Raw genomic sequence first — 24,344 nt, 5'->3', positions numbered from 1 at the left:
GATCGCGACATGGAAAGGGCCTCCTTGCGGAGGCCCTTTCGCCGAGTCTGTTTGTTGGTGCTGCGGTTATGCCGTGGACTGCTGCAATTGCGGCACGTCGAGGGCGTCGAGCAGGTCGTTGTACGAGCGAAGGAGGTTGACTCGCTGGTTGCTCGACCGTGTACGGGTGGTGGGTTCGAGGAGGCCCTTTCTCTGTGTCGGGGGGAAGGAGAAATGGTTCGCACATCTGAGCTGCGGCCGGGGGGTCCGGGCGCGCTGGACATCGTAAAACGACGGCATGCTCGGGCCTCCTCGTCATCCACCGGTACGGGCGCCTTTGGGCCTCGCTGCTGGCCCTCGGGTGCTGTCATCATTATTGCCAGTGCGGCCCGTCTTATCCGCATAAGAAAGTCTTACGAGACTTTGCCCGAGCGATGAAATGCGAGGTCAAAAGCAATAAATGGGGAAATTGGCCCCCATGGACTCCGTCGCGTCTTACGTACACCTTAAGAAATCGACCGTTCACCATGGTGCTTCTATGGCAGCCCTGTTGTGGAATTGTGAAGCGACGGGGAGGCGCTCCAATTGGGATGGGTGCAAACCGAGGCTTTGCCCGGGCCTGCCGTCGGCCCGGCATCGAAGGTGCCCAATTCGTACCTGGCCCCATTTGAGACCCTGGCCCCATCTGAGGCGGGCATGAGACTCTACACATTCTGTGCGGCTATGGAGTGGGGCCTGGTAAACCACGTATACTGTTTCGATGCGAAGCGATGCAGCGTAGCGGGGTCGTCGCGGTGACGCCCCTCTCGTTTCGCGATGAGAAAGGGAACCGTCATGCAGACGATGTATCAAACGATGAACGACGCCGAGCTGGCCGCCGCCATCGACGATCTCGAGGCGCGCGTCGCCGAGGTCAAGGAGCGCGAGCTCAAGCTCGATATGGCTCGCGGCAAGCCGTCGCCCGAGCAGGTGGCCATCTCTCGCCCCATGCTCGACCTGCTCAGCGCTGACTCCGACCTTACCGACGGCGGCGTGGACTGCAGCAACTACGGCTGCTTCGAGGGCATCCCCTCCGCTCGTGCGCTCGCCGGGGAGTTTTTGGGCGTCGATCCGTCCCAGACGCTCGTGCTCGGTAGCTCCAGTTTGCTGATCGAGCATGATTCCGTGGCCATGTGCTGGCTCAAGGGCACGTGCGGCCATGCCCCGTGGTCCGAGTTCTCCGCCGCGCACGACGGCGCGCGCGTCAAGTTCCTCTGCCCCGCGCCCGGCTACGATCGCCACTTCGGCATCACCGAGGATCTGGGCATCGAGAACGTTCCCGTGCGCATGACCGAGAACGGTCCGGACATGGACGAGGTTGAGCGCCTCGTCGCGGCCGACGAGGGCATCAAGGGCATCTGGTGCGTCCCCAAGTACTCCAACCCCACGGGCGACACCTACTCCGACGAGACGGTCCGTCGCCTCACCTCGATGAAGACGGCCGCCCCCGATTTCCGCATCTTCTGGGACAACGCCTACTGCGTGCATGACCTGTATGACGAGGGCGACGAGCTCCTTAACGTCTTCGACGCCGCGCGCGAGGCCGGCAACGAGGATCGCGTGATCGCCTTCGCCTCCACCTCCAAGATCACCTTCCCCGGTGCTGGCGTGGGTTTTGTTGCCGCCTCTCCCGTGGTCATCAAGGAGATCGCGCACCATCTGCAGGCCGGTCTTATCAGCGCCGACAAGCTCAACCAGCTGCGTCACGTGCGCTTCCTGCCCGACCTGGACGCCGTGCGCGCCCATATGCGTCGTCATGCCGAGTTCATGCGCCCGCGCTTCGAGTGCGTCGATGCCAAGCTGCATGAGGGCTTGGACGGCATCGGTTGCGCCACCTGGACGCATCCGCGCGGCGGCTATTTCGTGAGTTTCGACGGCCCCGAGGGCTCCGCCAAGCGTGTGGGCGCCCTGTGCCGCGAGATGGGCGTCACCCTCACCCCGGCAGGCGCCACCTGGCCCTATGGCGATGACCCGCACGATACCAACATCCGCATCGCCCCGAGCTACCCCAGCGTTGAGGATCTTTCTTCCGCGCTCGAGGTGCTCATATTGGCCGTCAAGCTCGTGAGCGCCCAGCTCGCGCTCGAGGAGCGTGCCTAAATGACCGACGATTTCGACGAGTTCTTCGACGACGAGCTGGCTGAGGCGGAGTCCGTGCCCGAGCCCGCATCCGATAACGTCGCCGAGGCGGATGTGCGTCGCCCGTCTTCCGAGCCCGCCGTTCCGGCCAACTCCGATCCCGCCCGCCCGCAGCGTCAGTCCCCGCCGTTTTGGATGGTGCTCGCCATCGCCGGCATCTCGCTGGTGCTCGGCGTGGTGATCGGCTACCTCGTGGGCACCACGGTGACCATCAACGAGTTGGGCTCGCGCGAGCCCGAGGCCGCCTCCGAGGATGCTTCGGTCGAGATGCCCGAGGGCCATCCCGACATCGAGCTTGATGATGAGGGTAACGCCAAGGTGGTCGACGGTTCCGCCGCCCCCGTATCAAATGACCCGCTCACGCTGGCCAACAACTTCTTCGATATGGGCATGTCCGCCATGAACGGCGCCAAGAGCGAGGAGGACCAGCTGAAGGCCCGGGACGTCTTCAGGCAGGCCATCGTCCACTACGACGAGTACCTTGCGAACAACGCCTCTCCGGCGGCCGAGGTGGATCGCGCCATCTGCGTGTTCTACGCCGGTGAGCATGAGCAGGCCATCGCGGACCTCGAGGCTTTCGTCGCGCGCGATGCAACGTTCGCGCCCGCATGGGCGAACCTCGGCATGTTCTACGAATCCCACGGCGATGCGGACAAGGCCGAGAAGGCCTATCGCAAGGCCGTCGACACCGCCGCCGAGGACGATACCTACGGTGTGGGCGATTACGCCCGCGAGCGCCTCGAGGCGCTGAGCAAGTAAACGATCGCGCCGAGCGCGACTCAATCGAAAGGCATGGATATGGAACTCGCCATCACCACGCATCCCAGTGCAGAGCGCTACCTCATCGTCGTCGAGGGCGAGATCGACATCTCGAACGCCGACAAGCTCCGCAACGCAATCGATCTGGCCCTTGAGCAGCCCACTGAGCGCGTCGAGCTTGATTTCTCCCAGGTTCCCTATATCGATTCCACGGGCATCGGCGTGCTGGTCGGCGCCGCCCGCCGCGCCTCTGAGCGTGAACGCGCCCTGTCGATCACGGGCGCCCAGCCGAACGTCCTGCGCGTCGCGCAGCTTTTGGGCGTCGATAAGGACATCAGCATCAGCGCAGCGTAAGGCTTTATCCGTACGGCGACTCGTCGCGGGGCGTGGCGTACGGCGGCGCTATACTTGGAATATTGCCGCTTTGGACGGCGCACGGAGCGCCGCATGGACATTTGAGGAAACTGGGAGGTATCCCGTGCTAGGAATTGGATCGACCGAGCTGGTCATCATCCTGGTCTTTGGCTTCTTGCTGTTCGGTCCCGACAAGCTGCCGCAGATGGGGCGCACCATCGGCCGTGCCCTGCGTCAGTTCCGTGAGACGCAGGAGAAGCTGACCGCCGTCGTCCAGACCGAGGTTGTGGACCCCATGGCCGCTGCTGCCAAGGCCCCCAAGGTGGCCGTTGCGGCGGAGGACGAGGATGCCGACGCCGAGGGCTCCGCTTCAACTGAGGAGGCCCCGGTGCGCAAGGAGACCTTTGCCGAGCGCCGTGCCCGCCTGGCCGCGGAGCGCGCCGCCAAGGAGGCCGAGGCCACTGCGGGCGACGCCGAGGACGGCAAGAGCGCTCCCGCCGAGGATGCTCCTGCAGACGATGCTCCCGCTGCCGAGCCTGAGCCCGAGTCCGAGCAGGTGGCCGAGGAGGCTTCCGAACCCGAGGTGCTGACCACCGAGGACCTGTACGCCCGCCGTCCGCGCAAGCGCGCCGCGGCTCCTGCTGTGGAGGCCGAGGCCGTACCTGTCGAGGATGAGTCGAAGGGAGGGGAGCAGTAATGCCCATCGGACCCGCGCGCATGCCGCTCATGGACCATCTCGGTGAGCTGCGCCGTCGCCTCACCATCGTCGTCGTGTCGGTGCTCGCCGCCACCGTCTTCATGTATTTTGCAGCCCCCACGCTGGTTGACATCCTCAAGGACCCGATCAACGGTTCCCTGCAGCCCGGCGAGCAGCTCTCCGTCATGACCTCGCTCGGCGGCTTCTCCATCAAGTTCAACATCGCCATCAAGGTCGCGCTCGCCATGTGCACGCCCATGATCATCTGGCAGATTCTTGCGTTCTTTCTGCCAGCCCTGCGCCCCAATGAGCGCCGCTGGGTTGTCCCCACGGTGTTGGTCGCCACCATGCTGTTCTTCGCCGGCGTCATCTTCTGCTATGCCTTCATCGCGCCGGCCGCCTTTGAGTGGCTGCTCGAGGAGACCCGCTCCATCGGCGCCGCCATGCCCCAGCTCGAGGATTTCATCAACACCGAGCTTCTGCTCATGATCGGCTTTGGCGTTTCGTTCGAGCTTCCGCTCATCGTGTTCTACCTGGCCGTGTTCCACATCGTGCCCTATGCCAGCTTCCGTGCGGCATGGCGCTACGTTTACGTGATCATGCTCGTGGTCTCCGCGTCCATCACGCCCGATGCCTCGCCCGTGACGCTGATCTTCATGTATGCGGTCATGCTGTCCCTGTACGAGGTCTCGCTCATGATCACACGCTTTGTGGTTGTGGCGCGCGACGGCAAGGCCGGCCTCACCGAGAGCCGTCTGGGCCTCTTCGGCGACGACGAGGACGACGACGAGTAGTCGCACGGCACACGCCCAGGCGGGTGGCATATGCCCTGATGGGCAGGATGCACCCGGGCACGTGGCGCGCCCCCAGCCGAACGGTCCAAGCTCGACCGAAGCACAAGCTCGACCGAAGCACAATCGCAATGATGCCAAGTACCCGGGATGAGGATCCCGGGTACTTTCTTTTCCGTGTTCGAAATGCAGCCGAAGTCACAGCTCGAAATGTAACCAAAGTCACAAAATCGGGTGCTCGATCGTGACTTTGGTTGCATCTCGGTGACGCGGGGGCGGCCGAGCAATGCGAAAGCGGCCGATGGAGGCAAAGGCGGCCGAGCGAGGGCGTTCGCGAGTGGTGCGAGGTGGATCCCTCTGCCGCAGCATGGGCTTTTAGCGTGAAGGGTAGAACTCGTGTACACTGACCCACACTATATATAAATACGTTTGGCGCACCCGCGCCGTACGAAAAGGAGCCCTTGTGAAGCTCGTCGTTGCAGAGAAGAACATCGCTGCGCAAAAGATCGCACAGCTGCTGGCCGACGCCGGCGCGCCGAAGAACGACAAGGTCTATAACACGCAGGTCTACCGTTTCAAGGTCGACGGCGAGGACTGGGTCTCAATGGGCCTGGCCGGCCATATCCTCGCGCCGGATTTTCCCGACGAGATCCTGTTCGATAAGAAGATGGGCTGGTACAGCCTGACCGAGGACGGCGAGGTCCTGCCCGCCGGCGTGCCCGACGGCCTTGCCCGCCCGCCGTACGACACCAAGCGCAAGCCCTTTCTTGCCAACGGCATCAACATCAAGGGCTGGAAGGTCGAGAGCCTGCCGTACCTCACGTGGTCGCCGATCATCAAGAACCCCGCGGAGAAGGAGATCATCCGCGTTCTCAAGAACCTCGCCAAAAAGGCCGACGAGGTCATCATCGCCACGGACTTCGACCGCGAGGGCGAGCTCATCGGTTCTGACGCCCTCAACATGATTCGCGAGGTGGCCCCTGAGCTGCCCGCGCGCCGCGCCCGCTACTCCGCCCTCATCAAGGGCGAGGTCACCGAGGCCTTTGCCAACCTGGTCGAGCTCGATCAGGATTTGGCCGACGCCGGCGAGTCCCGCCAGTACATCGACCTCATTTGGGGCGCGGTCCTCACGCGCTATCTCACGCTCGCCAAGTTCGGCGGCTTTGGCAACGTGCGCTCCGCCGGCCGCGTGCAGACTCCTACGCTCGCCCTGGTGGTTGAGCGCGAGCGTGAGCGCATGGCCTTTGTGCCTGAGGATTACTGGCAGATCCGAGGGCTTGGCGAGGCTTCCGACCAAGAGTTCAAGGTCGCCCACACCACGGCGCGCTTCACGGACAAGGCGGCGGCTGAGGCGGCGTTCTCGCACGTCGAGGGCGAGACCACCGGCACCGTCACCGCTGTGGCCAAGCGCAGTCGCAAGCAGCAGCCTCCGGTGCCGTTCAACACCACCGCGCTGCAGGCGGCAGCGGCGGCCGAGGGCATCAGCCCCGCGCGCACCATGCGCATCGCCGAGTCCCTCTACATGAGCGGTTTCATCTCCTATCCCCGTGTCGATAACACGGTGTATCCCAAGACGCTGGACATCGAGGGCATCGTGCGTGGCCTGGCCTCCGGCACCCCGGCGCTCGCGCCCGTGTGCAAGAAGATCCTCGCCGGCCCGCTCGCACCTACGCGCGGCAAGGTCGAGACCACCGACCACCCGCCGATCCATCCCACCGGCCAGGGCGATCCCACCACGCTCGACGGCGGCCAGCTCAAGCTCTACAACCTCATCGCCCGCCGTTTCCTGGCGACGCTCATGGGGCCCGCCACCATCGAGAACACCAAGCTGTCCATCGATGTCGGCGGCGAGCCGTTTGCCGCCAGCGGTGATGTGCTGGTGGAGGCCGGCTTCCGCGAGGCCTACCCGTATGGCCTCAAGCGCGACGAGCAGCTGCCCGCGCTGGCCGAGGGCGACGTCATCGACGTGCGCGACATCAAGCTCGAGGCCAAGCAGACCGAGCCGCCCGCGCGCTACAGCCAGGGCAAGCTCGTCCAGGAGATGGAAAAGCGCGGCCTGGGCACCAAGTCGACGCGCGCGAGCATCATCGAGCGCCTCTATGCGGTGCGCTACCTCAAGAACGATCCCATCGAGCCGAGCCAGCTCGGCATCGCCATCATCGATGCGCTCTCGGAGTTCGCGCCTCGCGTCACCACGCCCGACATGACCGCCGAGCTCGATGCCGACATGACCAAGGTCGCCGAGGGCGCCGACACGCAGGAGCACGTCGTGGACCACTCCCGCGCCCTGCTCGCCGGCATGCTCGACGCGCTCATCGAGCACAAGGACGATCTGGGTGAGGCGATCTCGGACGCCGTCACCGCCGACGCCCGCGTGGGCGCCTGCCCCACGTGCGGCAAAGACCTCGTCATGAAGACGAGCGCCAAGACGCGCGGCAGCTTTATCGGCTGCATGGGTTGGCCCGACTGCGATGTAACCTATCCCGTGCCCTCCGGCGTGAAGGTGAGTCCGCTCGAGGGCGAGGCCGCCGTATGCCCCGAGTGCGGCGCGCCGCGCATCAAGTGTCAGCCGTTCCGCCAAAAGGCCTACGAGCAGTGCGTGAATCCCAAGTGCCCCACCAACTACGAACCCGACCTCAAGGTGGGCGAGTGCCGCGTCTGCGCGGAGGCGGGCCGTCACGGCGATCTGATTGCGCATAAGAGCGAGAAGAGCGGCAAGCGCTTCATCCGTTGCACCAACTACGACGACTGCGGTGTGAGCTACCCGCTGCCCGCTCGCGGCAAGCTCTCCGCCACCGGGGAGGTCTGCGAGCACTGCGGCGCTCCCGTGGTGGTGGTCGAGACCGCGCGCGGTCCGTGGCGCATCTGCGTGAATATGGACTGCCCCGGCAAGGAGAAGAAGCCCGTCCGCGGCAAGGCCGCGTCGAAGCCGGGCGCGAAGAAGACGGCTTCGACGGCCAAGAAGACCACTGCCAAGAAGGCGACTGCCAAGAAGGCGACTGCGAAGAAGACGACTGCGAAGAAGACGACGGCGAAGAAGGCTGCCGCCGAGAAGACCGCGACCGAGAAGGCGTAAAACATGAGTTCTCGAGGCCTGTTCATAACGGTTGAGGGGATCGACGGCTGCGGGAAGTCCACGCAGGCGCGGCTCATCGCGGCGGCGCTCGAGGCTGCGGGCCACGACGTCTTGCGCCTGCGCGAACCGGGTGGCGTCAAGATCTCTGAGCAGATCCGTGCCATCCTGCTCGACCCCGCAAACGCCGAGATGGGCGATGTGTGCGAACTGCTGCTGTATGAGGCCGCCCGCGCCCAGCTCGTGCATCAGGTGATCAGGCCGGCGCTCGCCGCCGGCAAGACGGTGGTCTGCGACCGCTTCTACGATTCCACCACGGCGTACCAGGCCTTTGCCGATGGCTTGGACCGCAACATGGTGTCTCAGGCAAACGAGCTCGCGGTGGACGGTTGCCGTCCCGACCTCACGCTCGTGTTCGACCTGCCGGTCGAGGACGCCCTGCGCCGCCGTTCCGGCCGTGAAGCCGAGGACCGCCTCGAACTCAAGGGTCTGGAGTTCCAAGAGCGCGTTGCCGCGGGTTTCCGCGCGGTTGCCGCCGATGAGCCAGATCGCGTGAAGCTGATCGATGCCGGCGAATCCATTGCCGAGGTGTTCTCCGGTGTTGCTGCCGAGCTCCGATCGGCCGGCCTGTCCATGTCCGAGGATGATGCTGCCGCGGCGCTGCAGACGTGTCAGGGGAAGTGCTAGCCATGCTCGACCGCCTCGCCCCCAACAGCCTGCTCGCCAAGCTCGATACGCAGCCGCGTGTGCGCGACTTCCTCGCTCGTGCGGTGATGAGCGGCCGTGCGAGCCACGCCTATCTGTTCCTCGGCTCGCCGGGTTCCGGCAAGCTCGATGCCGCCTGGGCGCTGGCCCAGGCGCTTCTGTGCGGCGAAGATGGCGTCTCGGGTGCCTGCGCCTCCTGTGATGACTGCGGCCGTGTTGCCCGCCGCACCCACCCGGACGTGCATTACTTCGCACCCGAATCCGCCACGGGCTACCTTATCGCGCAGACGCGCGAGCTGCTCGAGGATGTGGCGCTCGCGCCCATCCGTGCCAAGGCTAAGGTCTATATCGTCGACCGCGCCGAGCAGCTGCGCGCCAACACCGCTAACGCGTTGCTCAAGACGCTTGAGGAGCCGCCCGCCGGAGTGACGTTCATCCTGCTCGGCTCGAGTGCCGATGTCATGTTGCCCACGATCGTGTCGCGCTGCCAGTGCGTGCCGTTCCGCCCGCTCTCGCTCGAAGACGCCGCCACGGCCGTCGAGCACGCCACCGGCCTGCCCGCGGGCAAATGCCGTATGGCCGTCGCGGTTGCCGGCAGTCCCGCCCGCGCGGTCGAGTTCCTCAAGAGCGGCGACCGCCAGGCAGCCCGCCGTGCCATGGTGCGCGCCGTGGACTTGCTCGCCCATGCCGACGAGGCCGACATCCTGGCCGCCGCCAAGGACCTCATGGGTGCGATCAAGGCGCCGCTCGCCGAGGTTAAATCGACCCAGCAGGCGGTCCTGGAGCAAAATCAGGACTATCTCTCCCGTGGTGCTTTAAAGCAGCTGGAAGACCGCAACAAGCGCGAACTGAACGCCCGTGAGCGTTCGGGTATCATGGAGGCTCTGGCGAGCGTTCGCTCCCTGCTGCGCGATGCCCTGGTTCGCCTCGCATCTGAGTCGGAGCCCGTCGTGAACGAGGACGTTTCCGACGTCGTCGAGCGCATCGCCGCCCGCGCCACGGTGACCGGCGTCGCCCGCGCGCTCGATGCCGTTTCGAGCGCCGAGGCCCGCATCGCCAGAAACGTCACACCCCAGCTGGCCATCGAGGTCATGCTGTTCGATATCAGGAAGGCACTGCAATGCCCGTAGTCGTACCTGTCAAATTTGCGTTCGCCGCGCACGAGCTGTGGTTCGATCCACGCGACCTGGACATCCTCGCCGGCGATCACGCCATCTGCACCACCGAGCGCGGCACCGAGATCGGCCTCGTGACGGCCGATCCGTTCGAGGTGCATCCCGAGGAGCTCGCCGCCCCGCTCAAGCCCGTCGTGCGCATTGCCACCGACGCCGACCTCGATCGTGCCGACGACCTGGCCGACGCCGGCGAGGACGCCATGTTCGATTTCCGCCGTCTGGTGGAGAAGAACGGTCTGGACATGAAGCCCGTGGGCGTTGAGTACCTGTTCGGCGGGGAGAAGGCCGTCTTCTACTTTGCCGCCGAGGACCGCGTGGACTTCCGCCAGCTCGTCAAGGACCTGTCCGCCCACTTCCACGTGCGCGTGGACATGCGCCAGATCGGCGTGCGCGACGAGACCCGCCTGCAGGGCGGCTACGCCACCTGCGGCCAGGAGCTGTGCTGTACCCGTTTCGGCGGGCAGTTCGAGCCCGTCTCCATCCGCATGGCCAAGGAGCAGGACCTGCCGCTGAACTCCGCCAAGATCTCGGGCGTGTGCGGTCGCCTTATGTGCTGCCTTCGCTATGAGTTTGAGGCCTACAAGGATTTCAAGAGCCGTGCCCCCAAGAAGAAGACCCTCATCGACACGCCGCTGGGCAAGGCCCGCATCGTGGAGTACAACACCCCGCGCGAGCAGCTGGTGCTGCGTCTGGAGAACGGCAAGATCTTCCGCGTCGACCTTGCCGATATGACGAGCACCGAGGAGAACAAGCAGCGCTGTGAGGCACAAGGGTGCTCCTGCCGTCCCGACTGCGTGACGCGCGATGTCCTCGAGCGTCTCGAGTCGCCCGAGCTCGCCCTCGCCCTCATGGAGCTCGACCGCAAGAACGGCGTCGACGTGGGCGACGGCCTGGACACGGCCGATCGCATCGTCGCCTCCGGTCCCACGCCGCGCCGCAAGCGCATGCGCGAGGAAGAGGCCGCCAAGTTCGAGCAGGGCGGCTCCGGCCGTCGTAGTCGCAAGTGCGCTCCCTCCAAGGGCCGTTCCCAGGACGCTGAGGAGGAGCAGGCGCCGCAGCAGTCGCGTCGTCATCGTCGTCGCGCCGGCGCTGCCGAGCAGGCGGTGCCGCAGGCCGCCGAGGCAAAGGCCCCGCGCACGGATGCGGACTTCGAGCCCGCGCAGCCCTCGCGCCGCCGCCGTCATCGCGCCGGCGCGGCCCCCGCGCCCACAGCCGGCACCCCGCATGGGGCTGCTTCTCCTGCCGAAGACGCGCCGGCGAAGAGCCGTCGCCGCAAGCACACCCCCTCTGGCACGGAGGCCGCATCCGGCGAGGGCAAGCGCCGTTCCCGTCCCCGCAAGCCCGAGACGCCTTCTGTCGCCGACCAGATCGCCGAGGGTGAGGTCAAGATCCAGCGTCGTCGCCCGGGTGACGGTGGCGGTGCCAAGTCGCGTCCCGCGACCGATGGCCCTGCCCGTTCCGGTTCCGATGATACCGAGGGCGCTCCCAAGAAGCGTCGCCGTCGTCGCAACCGCAAACCCAAGCAGGACGGCGGAGACGCCGGCGCGTCCGCCGAGTAGCCCGTGCGCGCGCCTCGTTTTCAGGCCGCATCCGCATCGGACGTCGAGCCCCTTCCCGCATCTGCGGGGAGGGGCTTTTTCACGTCGGTTGGAAATGGGGCAGAAAAAACAGGTCGCGGTTCCGTCGGGGCGCTGATTGAGGCCGCCCTCGAATTGATCTCGCCCACGAGGTGCGCCGGCTGCGAGCGACCGGGAGAACTCATCTGCTCGGCATGCGAGAATGCCATGCAGATCATAGACCCTGCTCGCTCCTGTCTGCACTGCGGCGCGCCCTTCGGGGCCATGGTGTGCACGGAATGCGCGGGAGCGAAGACCGATCTCGATCGCTGCTTGGCTGCCGCCGTGTTCGATGGGCCGGTCGGTCGCATCGTCCGCGCGTACAAGGACGGGGGCGAGCGCCGCCTGGCCGCCGAGATCGGCCGCATCATGCTCGGCGCGGCCGTGCGAGCGCAGCGCGAGGCGCCCGGGCGATATGGAGGGCTGCTTGTCCGTGCGGACGCGGTGGTGTTCGTCCCCGCCACGGCTGCGGCCTTCCGTCGTCGCGGGTTCGACCACATGGAACTCATCGCGCGGCATCTGAGTGGGCGCTCGGACATTCCCTTGCTGGATGCCCTGGTCAAGCACGGCTCATCCGACCAGCGCGAACTCGGGCGCGCCGACCGCCTGGCCGAGGCCCTCGGCGCTTACGAGGTCGTACTTCCCGTGAGGGGCAAGCGCATTTTGCTGATCGACGATGTCATCACCACGGGCGCGACCATGTCCGCGGCGGCATCGGCACTCAAGGCCGCGGGTGCCTCGCGCGTCGACGGTCTCGCGTTCGCCCGCGTATGGGGTTGAGGCGATGGACCGCGGGGGGGGGGGATCGCCATCCCGTTTCCCACAGGATGGCTGTCGCCGTGCGATGGGGCGGGCGATTGTGCCCGCACCCGTGCGCAATCTGCACGTTACCTGCGGTATAATGCCCCGAAGTTCCTCCCAGGCTGTGGTTGCGGGTGCGCGCGGACTATCGGTTCGTCGCGCTCCTCAGTCCAAGACAGACGCGGTCGAAGGGATCCACGTAAGCCGTCGCGTGCGCGCGAGGGCGATCATGGCGCGTCCTAGAAGTAAGTCGCACCGCCCGTCGCTACTTTTTTGAGGCAATACGTGCCTCGCGGGCGAGCGGGTTAGTCGTGATACCGCCGCGGCGGTACGAGCAAACGCCCCGGTGCGCAAGTGTGGGGTCAAAAACCAGGTCAGCTGGGGGGATCGTGATAGCTGCCGTCCGCGCGCCCGTGCGCGGGCGTTCGGGGTGCCGGCCGCAGGGGCCGCAAGGAGAGTGGGGGAGTGCCGAGATGATCGGTCGCAAGTTCGTTGCAGGTCGCAAAGGTATGGCCGGCCTGGTTGCGTTCGCATGCGCGATGACGATGGGCCTGTCGGGTTGTTCGCTGACCACGCCCACGCGCGCCGAGGTCGAGCCCGAGCCCGTCAAGGCGACTCTCGGAGCAGACGACCTTATCGAGGACGGTGTCCTCACCGTTGCCATGGACATGACCGACGCCCCTCAGACCATGACGGACCACGAGGGCAAGCCGAGCGGTTACTACGCCGATATCGCCCGCCTGCTCGCCGAGCGCATGGGCCTCGACCTGCGCGTCGTTTCCTCCGCCGACGTCACGGGCTCGCTTTCCAAGGGCAAGGCCGACCTCTATATCGGCGCCCGTACCGGCGAGGACGGTGTCGTCGAGAGCGGCGTCCTGGTACAAAACGCCTCCTCCATCTTTGCCAAGTCGGCCGATGGTTCGCGTGAGGTCCCCACGGTTTCGGCAACCACCCTGCAGGGTGCCGTCGTCGCCGTCCAGTCCGATTCCGCCGCGCAAGATGCCATGGACTCCGCGGGCATCGACACCACCCTCAAGACCAAGTCGAACGTGAACGAGTGCTTCGAGGCGCTTGCGGACGGCGAGGTCGACTACGTCGCCTGCGACTCCACCGCCGGCGCCTACCTGGCCCGCGCCTATCCCGGCACCGTGTTTGTGGGTACCATCGCCCCGATGGTCTCTTACGACGCCATCGCCGCTTCCGGTACGGATCTTGCCGATCAGGCGATGGGGATTCTCGAAGACGCCCTGTCCGATGGCACGCTCGAGGCTATTTTTCGCCTGTGGTACGGCGACCTGCCCTTCAGCCTCGACGATCTCGCGCTTGATGGCGTGACGTTCGAGCAGGAGGCCCCCGAAAACGAGGAAACCCCCGCTTCTGAGGGCGAATCGGGCGAGCTCGCGCAGTCCGACAGCCTGAACTCCCTGGGCTAGGCCCGACTTTCTCCGCTACCCGTTCGCGCCCATGCAGCGCATGGGAATTCGGCGGTCGGTTCGGACGCTCCAGCGAACGGGAGCACAATTTCCTCACGTGTGTCTTCATCCAACTTGGGTACAACAGCTGTACGAGTACTATCCCCGGATAGATTGGAGCCACGTATGGAAATCAAGGTCTCCGGTCGCAAGACCACGGTCACCGATGCTCTGCGTGCGCATGTCGATGAGAAGATCGGCGAAGCCCTCAAAGTGTTCGACATCGAGCCCATGACCGCCGATGTCGTCCTGCGCTATGAGAAGAACCCCTCCAACCCCAACCCCGCCATCGTCGAGGTCACGGTCCGCGCCCGCGGTTCGGTGATCCGCGTGGCCGAGCACGGTGCGGACATGTATGCCGCGATCGACCTCGCCGCCGAAAAGGTGACGCGCCAGCTCCGCAAGTTCAAGACGCGCGTGGTCGACAACCGTCAGCAGGGTCTGTCCGCCGCCGAGGTCGCCCCTGTCGAGCCCGTCGCCGATCTGGCCGACCTGCTGCTCCCCGAGGATGAGGACGACCAGCTCGTGCGTGTCAAGGAGGTTGAGCTCACCCCCATGACCGATGAGGAAGCGCTCGTTCAGACCGATCTGATCGGCCATGACTTCTACGTGTTCGAGAACAGCGTCACCGGCCTGGTCAATGTGGTGTATCACCGTAAGAATGGTGGATACGGCATCATCAAGCCCAAAATCGAGGTCGAGGGCGAGTAAAATAGCGTCCATTGCATGATCTGGATGGCGGCCATCCCATGTGGGTGGCCGCCTTGTTGTATTGAGGAGCGTCCATGGGCAACATCACCGCCTCGTACGAGGTCCCGCGCATGTGCCGCATCGTCATTGATACCTGTGCCGATCTCACCCCCGAGATCGCGGCCACACTCGAAGTGGATATCTTGGGATTCCCCTACATCCTCGATGGCGTCGAGTACACCGACGACATCTGGAGCACCATCACCCCTTCGGAGTTCTACGACAAGCTGCGTGAGGGCTCCAAGGCCTCGACCTCGGCGATCTCGATCGGTCAGTACCTCGAGTTCTTCACCAAATGCGCCGAAGAGGGCACGCCCACGGTGTATCTGTGCTTCACGAGCGCGCTCTCCTCAAGCTACAACTCCGCCTGCCATGCGGCCGAGCAGGTGCGCGCCGATCATCCCGATTTCGAGCTCTACGTGGTGGACAACGCGCTGCCCTGCGCGTGCGGTGAGTTGCTCGCCATGGAGGCCGTGCGTCAGCGCGCGGCCGGTCTGAGTGCGCGCCAGCTGGCCGAATGGGCCAATGAGGCAAAGACCTACATCCACGGTTACTTCACCCTGGACAGCCTCGATGCGCTCTCCGCCGGCGGACGCATCCCGCCTGCGGCGGCCTCCCTGTCCTCCAAGCTCGATATCAAGCCCGAGCTGTCCTTCGACCTGGCCGGGGCCCTTTCGCTCATCGGCGTGAACCGTGGCCGCAAGAAGGCGCTCAAGTCGCTCATCAAGTCATTCACCGAGAACTACGAGTTCGACCCGACCCTGCCGCTCGCCATCGTCTCCTCCGACGCCGAGAAGGATGCCGATTGGCTCGAGGCTGCCGTTCGTAAGGAGCCCGGCTGTGCGGACCTCACCATCCTGCGCGGTTCGGTGGGCCCTACGATCGGCTCGCATGTCGGACCGGGTATGGTCGCCCTTATCTTCTGGGGTAAGAACCGCTCGGAGAAGATCTCCCTGACCGACCGCATCGCCAGCCGCGTCCGCGGGGAATAGCGAGCACCGGGGTCGGTCCGCCTGGCTCCGGCGGTGGCATCCGCCATCGCCGCCCATTCGTCGAACAAACGTCAAAAGGAGCGTTGCATATGGCAAGCAAGAACCTCAAGATCGCCTTCATCGGCACCGGCATCATGGGCGCACCCATTGCCGGCCACATCATGGACGCGGGCTACGAGCTCACCGTCTACAACCGCACCAAGGAAAAGGCCGCCGACCTCATCGAGCGCGGCGCCGCCTGGGCCGATTCCGTCGCCGAGGCCGCCAAGGACGCCGACGTAGTCTTTACCATGGTCGGCTTCCCCACGGACGTGGAGGAGGTCTACCTGGCGGGCGAGGGCCTGCTGGCCTCTGCCAAGGATGGTGCCTACCTCATCGACCTCACCACCAGCGCGCCCGAGCTCGCCCGCGATATCGCCGGCGCCGCCGAGGTGTGCGGCAAGCACGCCTTCGACTGCCCCGTGACGGGCGGCGAGTCCGGTGCCATCGCCGGCACTCTCACGGCCATCATCGGCGCCACCGAGCGCGATATCGAGCCCGTCCGCGAGGCGCTCGAGACCTTCACCTCCAAGATCTGCTGCTTCGGCGGTGCCGGCAAGGGCCAGGCCGCGAAGCTCTCCAACCAGGTCGCCCTGGCGAGCGCCATGGTAGGTATGGCCGACGCCCTCTCCTTTGCCCAGCAAAACGATCTCGACGTCGAGCAGGTGCGCGAGATGATCTGCTCCGGCACGGGCAGCTCCGGCGCCATGCAGCAGCTCGCCCCTAAGGCGATCGACGGCGACTACAAGCCCGGCTTCCTGGTCGAGCACTTCCTCAAGGACCTGGGCTTGGCGCTCACGGTCGCCGAGGAGAAGGAGCTCGCCCTGCCCGGCGCCGATACCGCGTTCACCCTGTACGACATGCTCGACGCCATCGGCGGCGGCCGCATGGGCACCCAGGCCATCACCCTGCTGTACCAGGAGGAGGCCGAAGCCGTCGCCGCGGGCCTGGATTGGTCGCTTTACGCGGCCCAGCACGAGCACGACGATGAGTGCGATTGCGGCTGCGGTCACGACCATGGCCACGGCCACGGCGAGGACCACGAGTGCTGCTGTGGTGGCCACGGCCACGGCGAAGACCACGAGTGCTGCGGTGGCCACGGTCACGGCGAGAGCCACGAGTGCCATTGCGGTCACCATCACGAGGGGTAAGCGGGCATGCCGGCTAACTGGGTCTACATCATCACCTACGTCATGGTGTTCGGCTTTGCCGTCTACATCGGTTTCCTAATCGGTCAGGAGCTGAGCCGCCGCTACCTCGTCACCGCGCGCGCCTACTGGGCCGCCAATATCGGAGGCCTCGTCGCGGTCGTGCTGGCCGTTGCGCTCATTCCCGCCATGATGATCCAAATCATCTTGATGGGCGTCTTGGCCGGGTATATCGCTGGCCTCAAGATGGGCTTTGGCGAATCTTCGGGCCCCTGGAAGTGGCTCGATAACTTCATGGACGTCAACAAGCGCCATCGAAAGGTCGCCGAGAAGGGTACCGGCGAGGCGTATCGTCGCCGTCGCAAGACCGGAGAGGCCGCCCCCGACCTGATTTCGATCGACGAGAAGGGCTCTGCGGATTCGCCCTCAAGGCAGTCCCGCGACGCCTAAAAACAACACCCCGAGCGCCCGCGGACTTCCCGCGGGCGCACTCGGATGGGGCCCGCGGGCGGCGGTTGTGCCCAGAGTCCGCTTCAGGCCTTTCGACCGTGCACATTTGCCCTGGACCGATGGGCCCGTCCATACGATAATTCGGATGTTCGCCGCAAGAGAAAGATAAGAGGTACGCACCCATGGCAGAAGAGAACCTTGTCGAGCTTTCCCCCGAGGAGGCCGCCCGCCTCGCGAGCGTCGAGAACAGTGCCGATGCCCTGTCCGCCCTCATCGAGGACCTGTCCAGCTCGAGCCGTCGCACGCGCCAGCTCGCCGGACGCGTGGTGAACCTGCTCGCCGAGCGCGAGCCCGATCTGCTCGCCCCCTTTATCGAGCAGCTGGTGGACGCCCTGTATCGCCCGGAGGCCCAGACCCGCTGGGAGGTGCTCGACGCATTGACGCTGCTCGTTCCCGAGCATGCCAAGGAGTGCGGCGCCGCGTACGAGGGCGCCGAGGCCGCCCTGTTCGATGAGATCTCGGCCCCGCTGCGCTTGTCCGCCTTCCGTTTCCTCGTGGTGTGGGGTGCCACGGAGCGCCGCCGCTCCGAGAAGGTGTGGCCCATTATCGACGAGGCTATCCAGTGCTATCACGGCGATCTTGAGTACCGCGATATGCTGGCACTGCTCTTCTCCTTCGCACATGGCCAGATCTCGGGTTCCGTTGCCGCCGAGCTGGCCGGCCGTCTCCAGTTCGATGCCGAGAACGGCAAGGGCAGCTACCTGCGCGTCCGCTCGCGTGAGATTTACGACGCGCTGGTCAAGCGCTTCAAGCTCGACAACCCGCAGAAGAAGGTACGCGCCAAGAAGAGCGATGCCGAGGACGAAGACGAGGAGTAACTCATGGCCCACGACGTTGTACTGATCCCCGGTGACGGCATCGGCCCCGAGATCACAAGCGCGATGCGCCGCGTGGTCGAGGCAACTGGTGTCCAAATCAACTGGAATGTTCAGAACGCCGGTGCCGGCGTGATGGATGAGTACGGCACGCCGCTGCCCGAGCATGTGCTCGAGGCTGTGCGTTCCACCAAGGTTGCCATCAAGGGCCCCATCACCACGCCGGTGGGCACGGGCTTCCGCAGCGTCAATGTCGCCCTGCGTAAGGAGTTCGACCTGTATGCCTGCGTGCGCCCCTGCCTTTCCCAGCCCGGCGACGGCTCGCGCTACCGCGACGTCGACCTGGTGATCGTGCGCGAGAACACCGAGGACCTCTACGCGGGCATCGAGTTCGACGAGGGTGCGCCCGAGGTCGTGAAGCTCGCCGAGCTCGTCGAGGCATCTGGTCAGAAGCCCTTCGCCTCCGATTCGGCTATTTCCATCAAGCCGATCTCCATCGAGCGTTCGCGCCGTATCGTCGAGTACGCGTTCGAGTACGCCCGTCGCTGCGGTCGCAAGAAGGTCACGTGCGTGCACAAGGCCAATATCATGAAGGCGACCGACGGTCTGTATCTGCGCGTGGCGCGCGAGGTGGCTGAGCGCTATCCCGATATCGAGTTCAACGATAAGATCGTGGACGCCACGTGCATGGGCCTGGTTCAGGAGCCCCGCGATTTCGATGTGCTCGTATGCCTGAACCTGTATGGCGACATCGTGAGCGACCTGTGCGCCGGTTTGGTGGGCGGTCTTGGTATGGCGCCCGGTGCCAATATCGGCACGGACGCGGCGATCTTCGAGCCCACGCACGGCAGTGCGCCCGATATCGCGGGTAAGGACATCGCCAATCCCACGGCCGAGATCCTTTCCGCCGCGATGATGCTCGACCACTTGGGCGAGGTCGATGCCGCCGAGCGCATCCGCGCGGCTGTTCGCGCCACGCTCGCCGAGGGGACGTGCGTCACCGGGGATGTGCAGCGCGCGCTTACCGGTAGCACCGAGGGTGCTGCGGGGACGCAGGATTACGCCGACGCGGTCATCGCGCACCTTTCGTAGCCGGATGTGTAATTGGGGACGGGTGCATTTTACACATGAGGTGTGACTCTTCCCTTTTGCGCCGATCCGCGGTATCGATGCGCGCGGCGTCGCACTGGGGCATCACATTGTGCAATTAAGCAAACCTTAACGGGGATGCGCTCGTTTTGAGGCGTATCCCCGTTTATTTTTGGGTATCGTATCGGCTTGATACGACAATCCGCCAGGTAAGGTGAAGGGAGCGGACCGCATGGGTCTGATCATGAAGAAGGACGATTCCGAGGATAACGAGTACATCGACGGGATCGAGGTCGTCGGCCGTGGTGAGGGCCCGAACGGCGATGATGAGGTCGAGCACGTGGAAATTCACGAGGGTCTGACCGCCGAGGACATTTCCGGCAAGACGGCGGCCGCCGAGGCCGAGCGTGAGCTCGAGGCCGATCCCGAGCTGTTGGATGCCGACGCTGAGGAGGGCGGCGCCGCCGACGCCGGCGAGGCCGATGGCGAGTCCGAGCCTGAGGGCGTCGAGGACTCCGAGCCCGCGGCAGACGCCTCTGCGGATTCCTCTACCGCCGCACCTGCCGCCACGCCGTGCGCGGTGCGCCCGAAGAAGACGCGCATGCAGCGAGCAATGATGGGCAAGCACAAGTACTTTATCGCCGGCGCGCTCGCCGCCGTGATCGTTGCCGGTGTTTCCGGTTACTTCCTTGGTTCCGGCGGCTTTGGCTCCAAGGGTGTGAGCGCTCCCGTTTTTGCCGAGAGCGAGCTCGACGCGACGGTCGCAACCTGGAAGTTCAAGGGGGCCTCGCACAAGATCAGTGCCCGTGAGGCCATCGAGAGCCAGTACAGCCTTGACAGCGTGAAGGACGAGGACGGCAACTACCCCGCTCCTTCCGCTGACGCGGTTCTTTCCTATGTGCGCAACCGCATCCTGTTGGAGGAGGCGTCCAAGCAAGGCATCGAGCTGAGTGATGAAGATCTTTCTTCCTCTGCCGAGGCCTCCCTGGGCACCTCCGACTTCTCCGCTATCGCCGATCAGTACGGCGTGAGTGAGGATCAGGCAAAGCAGATCGTGCGTGAGCAGGGCACCATCCAAAAGCTGTATCAGAGCGTGATGGACGACGCGCCCGCCATGCCCGAGGCCCCCGCCGAGCCCGAGAGCGGCGACGAGAACGAGGCCAAGGCCGAGTACGCCGCCTATATCATCGATCTGGCTGGTAAGGAGTGGGATGCCGAGGCTGGTACCTGGGCTAAGCTCGACGGCGCTTACGCCACCGCGCTCGCCGGCGAGGAGATCACTCCCGAGTCTGCGACCTATGCCCAGGCCCAGAAGGCCTATGCCGTCGCGTACCAGCAGTACATGCTCGAGTCGCAGGGCGCGAACGCCAAGTGGACGTCCTATGTCAACGAGCTCTTCGGCGAGGCTGATGTCGAGCTCTTTGGCCTGTATGCCTAAGATGCTCGGTCGCTTGCGCTAGCCGCGCGCGCCGGCTGCATGCGCTGCGGTATCTCGAGGTTTGGTTGCGATGTGCCGCGCTGTGATAGGCAGGCAATTTACGACCGTAGCCGCCCGCCGCGCCCGCCGTTTTGGTCGCGATGTGCCACGCTGCGACAGCTTGGCACATCGCGACCATTTTTTGTGCCGAATCTACGCGCTGGACCTGCGTGTTGTGACGCCCAGCTCGTTATCGGGGCCGCTCACGGGTTGCGCCTGTCGCAAACGGGTGACTTGCTATGCTGGAGAAGTGCCTGTGGGGGAGGGACTCGACCCGCCTCCGGCTTATGCAAGGAGAAAGGACGGTCGTCATGGACGAGACGTTTGAGAAAGTCGCCGCATGGTGCAAGCCGACCATGGAGCATCCGCTCGCCATCGTGCTGGGCAGCGGTCTGGGTTCGCTGGGTGAGCGCGTGCGCGTGGTGCGACACATCCCGTACAGCGACATCGATGGGTTCCCCACGGAGGCGATCCCAGTGGAGGGCCATAGCTTCACGGTTCTCGTGGGTGAGCTCGACGGCGTGCCCGTGGTGGTGTATCCCGGTCGCGTGCACATGTACCAGGGTTACGACGCCCTGCAGGTGACCTCGCTCGTGCGGCATGCTCATAAGCTGGGTTGCCGCAGCATCGTGTTGAGCTGTGCGACCGGTGCGGTGGGCGCCATCGCTCCCGGTACCGTCGGCATCATCACCGATCAGATCAACCTCACCGGGCGCAACCCGCTCGCATCGCCCGCGGGCGTTGCCGCGGCCGGCCTGGACAGCCCGTTTGTCTCGATGGCGGGGGCCTACTCCCCGTATCTCTCCGGCCTGGCGCGCGAGGCTGCGTCCGAGCTTGGCATGGAGCTCGCAGAGGGTGTGTACGCCGGTCTCCTCGGCCCCAGCTACGAGACGCCCGCCGAGATCCGCATGCTCGACACGCTCGGTGCCGATTACGTGGGCATGTCGACCGTGTGCGAGGCCATCATGGCCCGCGCCATGGGGATGGAGGTGCTCGGAATCACGCTCGTCACCAACAAGGCCGGCTGTCCGGGCGAAAGCCACGCCAAGGTGCTGGGCGCCGCCGACGCGGCCGCCGAGGCAATGCAGGCCCTTGCCCTTGCCACGATCCGCCGTATCGGTGCATAAGCGCGTGGAGAAGAGTTTTTCTAACCGTGCGTTAGGCACTTGCGCGGGAGCGCATTTCCACGTACTATAGACAATCGTCGGAACGGCTCAGTCCGCTCCGCCATGGAGTCGCCAGCGTAGCTCAGTTGGCAGAGCACCGCTCTCGTAAAGCGGGGGTCACCGGTTCGAGCCCGGTCGCTGGCTCCATCGAATTTTAAAGGCCAGGCACCATGTGTGTCTGGCTTTTTTCTTTATACGTCGCATTTTTTGACAGCGTGTAAGTGTTGGGGGAAATCTTTTCACCCGCACGTGAGCGCCTTTGGCTCGTTGGGGGGATTTTTCCCACTGTCTACATGCCCTTTGCGTTCGATGGAAGGCTTTTGACGATTTAAGGCCGTGTCCGGGGGTCCTTTTCCGCAAAGTGTACGTTTTGGGGAACGTTTTGATCGAATTACGGCATTGTGCGCGGCAATCCGGCAGCAAAACCCCAGGTCGCGCAAAGCGAGCAAAGGGCGTTCGACGTGATTTGAGTTAAAACCTTCCCCAAAACGTACACCTTGAGTTTTTCGAGTGCCCGCCTGACAATTTCAGCAAGATGAGAGCACCCTGCGGTCAGGAGCGAAACATGGAATTCACCCAGGTCGATTACATCGTCACGTCCACACGCGTGTTTACGAGCGCCCCTGCGGAGTGCGCCGCCCGGCCCCTGGCGTTCGCCGTGGCGGGGGAGCGGGTCGTGGCGACGGGCTCCCTGCAGGATGTGATCGCCTCTTGTCCCTCATCGACTCCCGTGCTCGATTACGGCGATGCCCTCATCTGCCCCGGCTTTCACGACGCTCATCTGCATTTCTTCCATACGGCCCTCGGGGGATCACCCTACCTGCTCATGCACATGGGGGAGAGCGAGGCCGAGCTCGTCGAGCGGACGGTCGAATTCGCGAAGGGGCTTCCCGAGCATGCCTGGGTGGTCACCCAGGGCTGGCGTGATTACCGCTGGGACCCGCCTGTGCCGCCCACCAAGCATTCGCTCGACGAGGCGTTCCCCGACCGTCCCTGCGTGATGTACTCGGGCGACGGTCATACGCTCTGGATGAACACGTGCGCCCTTAACGCCCTCGGCGTCACGCGTGATTCCGTGCCCCCGCAGGGCGGCAGTTACGACAGGGATGAGAACGGTGAGCTCACGGGCATCATCCGCGAGGCTGCGGCGATGGAGCTCCTTCCGCGCTGCCTCGAGTGGCTCACTGAGGAAGACATCGCCTCCGCCTACGAAGCCCAGATGGCGCGCATGGCGGAGCAGGGCATCACCTCGATCTGCGACATGGCCCTCATGCCGCATCCAGGCTGCGATTTCATCCGCGACGACGTGTATGAGAAGCTCTCGCGCGAGGGCAAGCTCACCCTGCGCGTGCACATGTACCCCACGCTGCTCGACGATCAGTCGCGCCTCGAGGATTTGCAGGACCGTTATGCGGGCGATGAGTTCCCCCTGCTGCGCGCTCCGGGCTTCAAGCAGTTCTTCGACGGCGTGAGCAGCCAGCATACCGCGTGGTTGACCGAGCCTTACACGAACGCGCGCTTCGACGGCGACTGCGGGCGCCCCACGGTACCGGCCGATCGCATGCGCGAGTTGGTGCTCGCCGCCGCCGAGCGCGGCCACTCCGTGCGCATCCACACCATCGGTGACCGCGCCATCCACGAGGCCATCGACATCTTCGGCGAGGCGATGGCCTGGTACGGGGCGCCCATGCAGGGCCGTAACACGCTCGAGCATCTCGAGAACCTGCTGCCCGAGGACATCGATCGTTTGGCCGAGCTCGGCATTTTGGCGAGTTCCCAGCCCGGCCACATTACGCTCGATCCGGGCGGCCCCGAGCGCGATCTGGGCGAGGAACGCAGCCGGGTCATGTGGCCCTTCGCGACTTATGAGGACCACGGCGTTGAACAGGCCTTTGGCACTGATTCTCCGATCACGGCCGTGACCAGCATGGACGTGCTGTACTGCGCCGTGACGCGCCAGGACCCGTTCACGCATGAGCCCGCGGGTGGATGGCTGCCGGGTGAGCGTATCAGCGCCGCCGAGGCCCTGCGCATTTACACCGCCGGCAGCGCCGCGGCGACGGGCCGCGAGGGCGAACTCGGCCAGATCGCCCCGGGCTACCTGGCGGACTTTGTGGTGCTGGACCGCGACGTCACCGCGAGTGATCCGAGCGAGATCCAGGGCGCTCGGGTCGTAGCCACGTATGTGGCGGGCGAGCGAGTGTACGAACGGTAGGAGCAGGCTCTCTGTTCTGGGCATACTTCGCGCTTTCGGCAACGATAGTCGAAAGTGTTTTCGTTCAGTCCTCTGTCGACCGCCTACCGCTGGTAATTCAACGCTCAGGAAATCTAAGTGCCGCTTTATAAGATTTTTTGAAGTGACGTTGTATAAGTCCGTACGGCTGGGTACTATTCAACGCGTACACAAACCGCATGGACCGCCGGCGTGTGCCGGATCCCAGCAAAAGGAGGAGACAAGCATGTCTTTGAAGCCGCTTGCAGATCGCGTTCTGATCAAGCCCGACGCCGTCGAGCAGAAGACCGCTTCCGGTCTCTATATCGCCAGCAGCGCTCAGGAGAAGCCCCAGCGCGGTACCGTCGTCGCCGTGGGCGCCGGCAAGATGAACGACCGCGGCGAGCGCATCCCGCTCGACGTTCACGAGGGCGACGTCGTGATCTACGGCAAGTTCGGTGGCAACGAGATCAAGGTCGACGGCGAGGAGTACCTGCTCATGCGCGCCGACGACATCTACGCCGTCGTCGAGTAACTTTCGCGACC

Annotated in this window: 21 protein-coding genes and 1 tRNA gene; all 22 read left to right on the top strand. The window is 65.0% G+C overall.

All coding sequences use genetic code 11. From position 1 onward, the window contains the following. Positions 1 to 813: 813 nt before the first annotated feature. The 22 genes from AOBCEHNH_RS07625 to AOBCEHNH_RS07520 all read left to right on the top strand — a co-directional run bounded on the left by AOBCEHNH_RS07625 (position 814) and on the right by AOBCEHNH_RS07520 (position 24,333). Positions 814 to 2,118, top strand: a complete 1,305-nt coding sequence (locus AOBCEHNH_RS07625; protein ID WP_152063796.1) for an aspartate aminotransferase type Ic — start codon at positions 814 to 816, stop codon at positions 2,116 to 2,118. After that, a complete protein-coding gene (locus AOBCEHNH_RS07620) occupies positions 2,119 to 2,916 on the top strand; it encodes a tetratricopeptide repeat protein (protein WP_152063795.1) in 798 nt (265 codons plus the stop codon). Positions 2,917 to 2,955: 39 nt separating this feature from the next. After that, positions 2,956 to 3,270, top strand: a complete 315-nt coding sequence (locus tag AOBCEHNH_RS07615; protein WP_039910744.1) for an STAS domain-containing protein — start codon at positions 2,956 to 2,958, stop codon at positions 3,268 to 3,270. A 124-nt stretch (positions 3,271 to 3,394) separates the two neighbouring features. Further along, the gene (locus AOBCEHNH_RS07610) at positions 3,395 to 3,967 is read left to right on the top strand and encodes a Sec-independent protein translocase subunit TatA/TatB (RefSeq protein WP_193221227.1); all 573 of its coding nucleotides are present in this window, start codon (positions 3,395 to 3,397) and stop codon (positions 3,965 to 3,967) included. Beyond that, positions 3,967 to 4,761, top strand: a complete 795-nt coding sequence (gene tatC / locus AOBCEHNH_RS07605) for a twin-arginine translocase subunit TatC (RefSeq protein WP_193221226.1) — start codon at positions 3,967 to 3,969, stop codon at positions 4,759 to 4,761. The genes AOBCEHNH_RS07610 and tatC overlap by 1 nt, the downstream gene beginning before the upstream one ends. A 460-nt stretch (positions 4,762 to 5,221) precedes the next feature. Then, entirely contained in the window at positions 5,222 to 7,834 is a 2,613-nt protein-coding gene (locus AOBCEHNH_RS07600; protein ID WP_152063793.1) for a DNA topoisomerase I, read from the top strand. 3 nt (positions 7,835 to 7,837) lie between these two features. Beyond that, positions 7,838 to 8,518, top strand: a complete 681-nt coding sequence (gene tmk, locus AOBCEHNH_RS07595; RefSeq protein WP_152063792.1) for a dTMP kinase — start codon at positions 7,838 to 7,840, stop codon at positions 8,516 to 8,518. Between the two features lie 2 nt (positions 8,519 to 8,520). Further along, positions 8,521 to 9,666: a DNA polymerase III subunit gene (locus AOBCEHNH_RS07590; protein WP_152063791.1), complete on the top strand. Its 1,146-nt coding sequence runs from the start codon at positions 8,521 to 8,523 to the stop codon at positions 9,664 to 9,666. Next, complete coding sequence (locus AOBCEHNH_RS07585; protein WP_152063790.1) at positions 9,657 to 11,270, top strand: regulatory iron-sulfur-containing complex subunit RicT; 1,614 nt, start codon at positions 9,657 to 9,659, stop codon at positions 11,268 to 11,270. Before AOBCEHNH_RS07590 ends, AOBCEHNH_RS07585 begins: the two co-directional genes overlap by 10 nt. 225 nt (positions 11,271 to 11,495) lie before the next feature. Next, complete coding sequence (locus tag AOBCEHNH_RS07580; RefSeq protein WP_226803358.1) at positions 11,496 to 12,107, top strand: ComF family protein; 612 nt, start codon at positions 11,496 to 11,498, stop codon at positions 12,105 to 12,107. Positions 12,108 to 12,601: 494 nt separating this feature from the next. Continuing rightward, entirely contained in the window at positions 12,602 to 13,561 is a 960-nt protein-coding gene (locus AOBCEHNH_RS07575; protein ID WP_152063788.1) for a transporter substrate-binding domain-containing protein, read from the top strand. Between the two features lie 165 nt (positions 13,562 to 13,726). Then, positions 13,727 to 14,311 carry a ribosome hibernation-promoting factor, HPF/YfiA family gene (gene hpf / locus AOBCEHNH_RS07570; RefSeq protein WP_006723981.1) on the top strand — a complete coding sequence of 195 codons (585 nt, stop codon included), beginning with the start codon at positions 13,727 to 13,729 and terminating at the stop codon, positions 14,309 to 14,311. Between the two features lie 74 nt (positions 14,312 to 14,385). Then, positions 14,386 to 15,342 carry a DegV family protein gene (locus AOBCEHNH_RS07565; RefSeq protein ID WP_118104373.1) on the top strand — a complete coding sequence of 319 codons (957 nt, stop codon included), beginning with the start codon at positions 14,386 to 14,388 and terminating at the stop codon, positions 15,340 to 15,342. Positions 15,343 to 15,431: 89 nt separating this feature from the next. Then, the gene (locus AOBCEHNH_RS07560) at positions 15,432 to 16,532 is read left to right on the top strand and encodes an NAD(P)-dependent oxidoreductase (protein WP_152063787.1); all 1,101 of its coding nucleotides are present in this window, start codon (positions 15,432 to 15,434) and stop codon (positions 16,530 to 16,532) included. Between the two features lie 6 nt (positions 16,533 to 16,538). Continuing rightward, positions 16,539 to 16,979, top strand: a complete 441-nt coding sequence (locus tag AOBCEHNH_RS07555; RefSeq protein WP_152063786.1) for a hypothetical protein — start codon at positions 16,539 to 16,541, stop codon at positions 16,977 to 16,979. 182 nt (positions 16,980 to 17,161) lie between these two features. Then, a complete protein-coding gene (locus tag AOBCEHNH_RS07550) occupies positions 17,162 to 17,857 on the top strand; it encodes a hypothetical protein (protein WP_006723977.1) in 696 nt (231 codons plus the stop codon). A gap of 3 nt (positions 17,858 to 17,860) precedes the next feature. Beyond that, complete coding sequence (locus AOBCEHNH_RS07545) at positions 17,861 to 18,946, top strand: isocitrate/isopropylmalate dehydrogenase family protein (protein WP_152063785.1); 1,086 nt, start codon at positions 17,861 to 17,863, stop codon at positions 18,944 to 18,946. 229 nt (positions 18,947 to 19,175) lie between these two features. After that, positions 19,176 to 20,381, top strand: a complete 1,206-nt coding sequence (locus AOBCEHNH_RS07540) for a SurA N-terminal domain-containing protein (protein ID WP_152063784.1) — start codon at positions 19,176 to 19,178, stop codon at positions 20,379 to 20,381. A 350-nt stretch (positions 20,382 to 20,731) separates the two neighbouring features. Next, entirely contained in the window at positions 20,732 to 21,547 is an 816-nt protein-coding gene (locus AOBCEHNH_RS07535; RefSeq protein WP_226803357.1) for a purine-nucleoside phosphorylase, read from the top strand. 110 nt (positions 21,548 to 21,657) lie between these two features. Then, positions 21,658 to 21,733: transfer RNA gene (locus tag AOBCEHNH_RS07530), tRNA-Thr, on the top strand. 418 nt (positions 21,734 to 22,151) lie between these two features. Next, positions 22,152 to 23,801 (top strand): amidohydrolase, encoded by a 1,650-nt coding sequence (locus AOBCEHNH_RS07525; RefSeq protein ID WP_152063782.1) that lies wholly within the window; start codon positions 22,152 to 22,154, stop codon positions 23,799 to 23,801. 244 nt (positions 23,802 to 24,045) lie between these two features. Next, positions 24,046 to 24,333 (top strand): co-chaperone GroES, encoded by a 288-nt coding sequence (locus AOBCEHNH_RS07520; protein WP_006723971.1) that lies wholly within the window; start codon positions 24,046 to 24,048, stop codon positions 24,331 to 24,333. The last annotated feature ends 11 nt before the right edge of the window (positions 24,334 to 24,344 follow it).

The sequence above is a fragment of the Collinsella intestinalis genome, assembly GCF_902501455.1.
Classification (GTDB): domain Bacteria; phylum Actinomycetota; class Coriobacteriia; order Coriobacteriales; family Coriobacteriaceae; genus Collinsella; species Collinsella intestinalis.
Note: the sequence above shows the minus strand (reverse complement) of the source record. Positions and strands in the feature narration are given on the sequence as shown.